The following is a 4,480-nucleotide window of genomic DNA, read 5'->3' on the forward strand; positions in this document are numbered from 1 at the left end:
CTGAACTGCTGGACCGGCACCTGCACCACCTGCCACCAGCCTCTTCCCAACAAGACGGCACCAAGATCAAGACAGACCTAACGGAGTCCTACTAGGGCGGGTCCCTGTCTGGGGGGTTGGCCATGCGCAAAGACTGCTTCGATGCCCTGGCGCGGGTTTTGGAACACCGACGGCCACACGGTCCGTCTCGCCGGTGTTCCATAACGCCCTGATCTCGGCGGCCCTCAGGTGACGGGTCCAGCCTCGGCGCTTGCGGGGTGCGGGGTGAGGGCGAGGACGCCGGTGCCGCGCACCCGCGTTTGTGCTGTCAGCGTGAGGGGGCTGGCGCCCAGGACAGCTGTCATCTCGGGAGCGAGATGGAACGCGGCCGATTTCCATTCGCTCGCGGCCTCGTCGTCTCCGGCCGCCTGGTCTCAGGCCGGCGACAGCCCCAACTGCTCCCGTCGGGCCCTTTTCCAGTGGCAGTGGTTCACCCAGCGTGAAGAGAGTGTCTTCGGCTTGCCCGGTTGCGCAGTACCGCCGCAGCACGGCACTCCCCTCAGCGATGAGCCAGGCCGAACCGTCGCCCTGCGCACCGTAGTAGTACGCCTGCGCCCTGCCGTATCGCGCGCTCAGTTCGGTGCACAGACGCAGCACCTCGTCGCTGCGCTCACCGTCGCACGGATCGCACCACCAGCCGATGACCAGCGTCCACCCGTCGACTTCGGGGCTCACGTATACCCGAGCCAGGCCGTCGGGATTACCGTCCGCCTCCCCGTGGCCGTCCTCGTCGATGATCGCCTCGGCTTCCGCCAACGTCACGCCGGTGGCCCGGATGAGCCTGGACATGGGGGCCGCACCCGAGGTTCGGGTGCGGCCCTGACGCGTTCCGATGTCTCAACCTTTCCCCGCCCCTTTCAGGAAGGGATAAAGCCGTCGCGATGCGCCCCGCGATGCGCAGGCGCTCGGGGGCTGCCCGGCGGGCGGACTGCGCGATGCCGTGACCTGCCGTGGTGGGGGCCGTGGTCAGGGCACCGGCCCGCATGAACGGGCTGACGTCTCCGAACTGCGCGTGCCCGGCCGGCGTCAAAGCTGGTCGGGATGGTTTCTGGCCCGGCCTGCGCAGCGGCCGCGCAGGCAGACGTGCGCAGCCTCGCGGTGGTGCGCCGGGTGTGTGTGCAAGGACGCCGGGGCCTGCGCGCGCAGGTCTTGGCTGCGCCATGTTCGGCCGCGCGGATTGCGCAGCGCGGTGGCCTGCCGTGGTCGGGCGTGTGGTGGGGGCCGGGGTGGTCGGGGCGGTGGTGGTCGGGGCTGTGAGGGGAGTGGTGGGGCCTGCGTGATGGCGCCGGTTCGCCTGTGGCGGGTTGTGTCTGAGTGGCGGCGGCGGCGCCACCGGGTGGTCCGCTGCCGGCGGCCGGTCCGCCACCAGATGGGGTGGTGTTGAGGGCCGGCGGTGGATCCGCCGGATCCCGTGCTGTGCGAATTTGGCCGAACGCGGTCGTACCGCCGGCCGGGTCGAGGATCTTGCGCCGGCGGGCCAAAGGACAGGGTGGGCGGTGCGGCGTCGTCGTATCCGGCGCCGGGTACGGCCGGGACGTGCGGGTCGCCTTCACGTCGTGGGCCTGCTGTGATGAGCCCTCGGTGATGGAGGGGAGAGCCGCTGCCCGGGTTGGGGTGGTCGGGGTTATTCCGTGTCTGCGGTGTGGGGGTCCATGACATAGCCCACCCTGCAAGAAGTTGAAATCCCAACTACACCCTCGTAGGGTCACTGATATCGAATCAAAGGCAACAAGCCTTGCTGGATTACGCAAGCAAGGTAAATGAAGGGTGATAACCATGATTAGCAAGCTTGTGAAGCGTGCCGCTGTTGCGGCTGCCACCCTCGGTGTCGCAGGTGGGGCCCTGTTCGCGGCCGGAGGCAGCGCATCCGCGGCGACCCTTCCCGCCGGCGCCCCCCACATCGCGGCTTACACCCATGGTGACCGGGGGAACTCTTACAGTAACGACGACCGCTACGGCCACTACGGTTCCTACGACCGCTACGGCTACTACGACCACGGTCACGACGGCTGGTACCGCTATGACGGCTGGTACCGGTATGACGGTCACCGCTTCTACCGCCTGCACCACGGCACCTGGACCGAGTGGACATATGCCGGCTTCCACCACTACGGCCGCTGAGAGCGCGCCTCCGCGACCGCGCCCGCGGGCAACGCGGCACGATGACGCGCGCGGGCGCCCCCGATGGGACAGCAGGGCGTCCGCGCGTACCACGCCGGTGCTCACCCGGTGAAACGCACCCGCTGGGCGAACTTGACGATGGGGACGGCGTGATGCCGGGCGGCGTCCCGCGCCCGGCAGGCGGCCGGGTCCTCGGTGACGTACACGCCGAGGGTGGTGTCGTCCTCGAACACGAACCGGGCAAGGACCCGCGAGTCGAACAGTCAGAGGTCGTCCTTAGGCAGCCGCAGCCGTAGCCTTGCGGTCGCAGGCGTGACCGCGGCGGGTCTTTAGCCGCCATGCAGCGTGCCGGAAGTCGCGCAGGAGGTCGGAGATCGACGCGAACGGCTGCACCTCGGGGGCTTCGCTGCGGGGCGTGTAACGGGTCAGCAGGCTGCGCGGCACGTGGACGAACGCCTCCGGAGCGTCTCTGGTCGGCTTGGGCTGCGGGTCGCGGGATGTCGCTCGGGCCGGCCGTTGGGTCGGCGGCGACCGGGTGCCCGCAGGCCCGCGCCTTGCATGCCTGCCTGAGCCGGTGCAACCCCGGCGTCCGCCACCTCGACGTTCTCGCCGCCCGGCGCTGCGAACGCGCCCCGTATCCGCGGCGAGTAGGGCGTCCGTTGGGGCGGATGCCCCCTTGGCCGCTGCGGGCTGAAGATCCCGGCGAGCCTGATCCGGTCACTTCGATCAGCCGGTGTAGGGGTTCCCGCCGAGCCAGGTGGTGCCGTCGATCAGTTCGCGTGTCGCGTCCAAGTGGCCGCTGTGGCAGGCGACTTCGGTGAGTACGTGGATCAGGATGTGCCGTACGTCGGGCAGCCGCCAGGTCGGCCAGATCTGAACGGGCCAGGCGGCGGTTTCCTGTTCGGGCGTGGCGGCGGCGAGCACGGCATCGGCCCGCGCGATGGCCTCCCGGTAGTCGGCGAAGACCTCCTGGGCGCTCATCGTCTCGGGGAGGTGCCAGTGTGCCTGCGCACCCGCCGTGAACTGTCCGGTCACATCCGGCTCGCCCGCGATGACCCCCGGGAACCAGAAGCGTTCGACATCCAGGGTGAGGTGGCGCAGCAAGGCCAGGCAGTTCCAGCCGCTGGGCAGCATCGGCCGCCGCAGGTCCTCCTGCGAGAGCCCTTGGAGGATCCCGAGGGCGTGCTCGCGCTGGCGGTCCAGGGCGCCCTTGAGGGCGGCGAGTTCGGCGTTCACCGGGCGGCGCACAGTTCGGCGAGGCGTGTGAGGGTGCCGGCCATGTGGGTCTGCCACCAGGCGCGCCCGCTGTCGACTTCCGCGCGTTTGTCCACGGGCATGCGCGTACCGTCGAAGATGTCGGTCACGACCGTCGCCCCGGCCCCGTCCGGGACCAGGTCGAAGATCCACCGGTGGCCCCACGCGGCCTTGGGTGTGGAGGCGTCCGGGTGCCCGCGACCGGGTCGCGGCTCCCAGCCGATGCGGCGGCCGGGCTGGTACTCGACGACGTGGTTGTTCATCTCGTAGTCACCGTAGCGCTCGTGGTACATCCGCATCACGAAGACGTCCCCGAGGCCCGAGATGACGGCGCCGCAGATGCCACCGCGTAGCATGCCCGAGCCGTCGATGTCCGGGTGCCGTCCGGGATCGGCCAGGATCCGGAAGAGGTCTGCTGCCGGGGCGTCGATGCGCCGGGAGACCACCACCAGTGGTCCGCCTGTCGTCCTCGTCATCCCCGGCTCCTTCGTCAACTGCAGAGCATGAACCTGACCTTGGCCCGGACGCTACACCCCGGGTAGGACAACGCCGGGCCGAGAACCTGCGAGCCCCGTCCTGTGCCAAGACCCACCGAACCGGCTCGAGGAAGGACTGACAGCACGGGGGGGCCGGTGGATGATGCCGGGCGGCATTGCCGGCGCCAAGTTGCTGGAGCGACCTGCCGGACAAGGAGGTGGGTGGAGCAGGGCGGGCCTGTCGGTAATTGCCTCGACATCGGGCGCGGTGATCGGCCACGCTTCGCGCGATGACCAGAATCGATGACACGCCGCCCGCGTGGGACGAGCGCACCCAGCTCACCACGTTCCTGGACTACGCACGTGACACCGCCCGCGCCAAGTGCGAGGGCGTCTTGGCACAGAACGCGTGCAAGGCGCTTTTGCCGGGCTCACCGCTGATGACCCTGAGCGGAGTGGTCAATCACCTCCGCTGGGTGGAGTACTACTGGTTCTAGGTGGTCTTCCTCGGCGAGGAGGACCGGGGCCCCTGGACCGAGGAGGACCCCGACCGCGAGATGCGGATCGCCGTCGACTTCCCGCTGGCGCAG

At 69.6% G+C, this 4,480-nt stretch carries 4 protein-coding genes and 1 pseudogene; 2 read left to right on the forward strand and 3 right to left on the reverse strand.

Annotated elements, in window-relative coordinates; genetic code table 11:
- Window positions 1-1,815 precede the first annotated feature (1,815 nt).
- Complete coding sequence (locus ABZ904_RS50630) at window positions 1,816-2,160, forward strand: hypothetical protein (RefSeq protein ID WP_361006206.1); 345 nt, start codon at window positions 1,816-1,818, stop codon at window positions 2,158-2,160.
- A gap of 101 nt (window positions 2,161-2,261) precedes the next feature.
- Here the strand turns inward: ABZ904_RS50630 and ABZ904_RS50635 are convergent, their stop codons facing one another.
- The 3 genes from ABZ904_RS50635 to ABZ904_RS50645 all read right to left on the reverse strand — a co-directional run bounded on the left by ABZ904_RS50635 (window position 2,262) and on the right by ABZ904_RS50645 (window position 3,890).
- A complete protein-coding gene (locus ABZ904_RS50635) occupies window positions 2,262-2,393 on the reverse strand; it encodes a hypothetical protein (protein WP_361006209.1) in 132 nt (43 codons plus the stop codon).
- Between the two features lie 493 nt (window positions 2,394-2,886).
- The gene (locus ABZ904_RS50640; RefSeq protein WP_361831041.1) at window positions 2,887-3,396 is read right to left on the reverse strand and encodes a DinB family protein; all 510 of its coding nucleotides are present in this window, start codon (window positions 3,394-3,396) and stop codon (window positions 2,887-2,889) included.
- On the reverse strand, window positions 3,393-3,890 hold the full coding sequence (locus ABZ904_RS50645) for an SRPBCC family protein (protein ID WP_361831044.1): 498 nt from the start codon (window positions 3,888-3,890) through the stop codon (window positions 3,393-3,395). The genes ABZ904_RS50640 and ABZ904_RS50645 overlap by 4 nt, the downstream gene beginning before the upstream one ends.
- A gap of 290 nt (window positions 3,891-4,180) precedes the next feature.
- Between ABZ904_RS50645 and ABZ904_RS50650 the strand changes: the two are divergent.
- Window positions 4,181-4,480: pseudogene (locus tag ABZ904_RS50650) on the forward strand (DUF664 domain-containing protein); the annotation flags it as partial.

The sequence above is a fragment of the Streptomyces sp. NPDC046900 genome, from assembly GCF_040644975.1.
Taxonomy (GTDB): Bacteria; Actinomycetota; Actinomycetes; order Streptomycetales; family Streptomycetaceae; genus Streptomyces.

Coding starts and splice junctions, on each gene's coding strand:
- ABZ904_RS50630 (WP_361006206.1), top strand. CDS start 1,816: ATGATTAGCAAGCTTGTGAAGCGTGCCGCTGTTGCGGCTGCCACCCTC.
- ABZ904_RS50645 (WP_361831044.1), bottom strand. CDS start 3,890: ATGACGAGGACGACAGGCGGACCACTGGTGGTGGTCTCCCGGCGCATC.